Genomic DNA, 964 nt, shown 5'->3' with positions numbered 1-964 from the left:
TGGATTACACAGCCCCTAAATGTTCAAAATGCAAGGGACAAATGGCCAAATACGACTTCCAGAAAGCCTCTAAAATCCCCTACCTAGAAACTGCTAGCTATCCCTTACTTATCCGCCTCAGAAAACGTCGCTTCAAGTGTAAAGATTGCGGAAAAATGGCTGTCGCCGAAACTCCTCTTGTCAAGAAGAACCACCAAATCTCCGTCGCTGTTAACCAGAAGATCGCCCAATTACTCATCGAAAATCAAGCAATGCAACATATTGCACACAGGCTATCTATCTCAACATCATCAGTTATTCGAAAACTCAATGAGTTCAAGTTCGAAACGGATTGGAACAAGCTTCCAGAAGTCATGTCCTGGGATGAGTATGCCTTCAAGAAGGGGAAGATGAGCTTTATCGCACAAGATTTCAACTCCCTAAACGTCATTGCCATTCTCGACGGAAGAACGCAAGCAACCATCCGAAACCACTTTATACGCTATCCTAGAAAGGTTAGAAATCGCGTCAAAGTCATTACTATGGATATGTTTAGTCCCTACTACCAATTGGCTAAACCCTTCGCTCTCCAATTTCTAAGCTCAGGCTGAAACAGTCTATTCCCAGACTGTTTCACTCCCGAATGCAAAAATCGTACTCGACCGATTTCACATTGTGCAACACCTTAGTCGTGCTATGAACCGTGTCCGTATTCAAATTATGAATCTACTCGACAGAACATCGCAGGAATACCGAGCCTTGAAACGCTACTGGAAATTGATACAACAAGACAGCCGCAAAATCAATGATAAACGATTTTATCGCCCTATGTTTCGGATGCATTTAACCAACAAGGAAATTCTAGAAAAACTCCTATTTTACTCAGATGAACTACGAAAGCACTATGAACTCTACCAACTTCTCTTATTCCATTTCCAAGAGAAGAACTTAGACCATTTCTTTGACCTCATCGAACAGGAAATAG

Annotated in this window: 1 pseudogene; it reads left to right on the top strand. The window is 41.9% G+C overall.

The features are described 5' to 3' along the window. Window positions 1-964: pseudogene (locus ODU55_RS11645) on the top strand (transposase); the annotation flags it as partial.

Source organism: Streptococcus sp. 2022WUSS037, assembly GCF_044427225.1.
Lineage (GTDB): Bacteria > Bacillota > Bacilli > Lactobacillales > Streptococcaceae > Streptococcus.
This window is presented reverse-complemented; position numbering and strand designations above follow the sequence as displayed.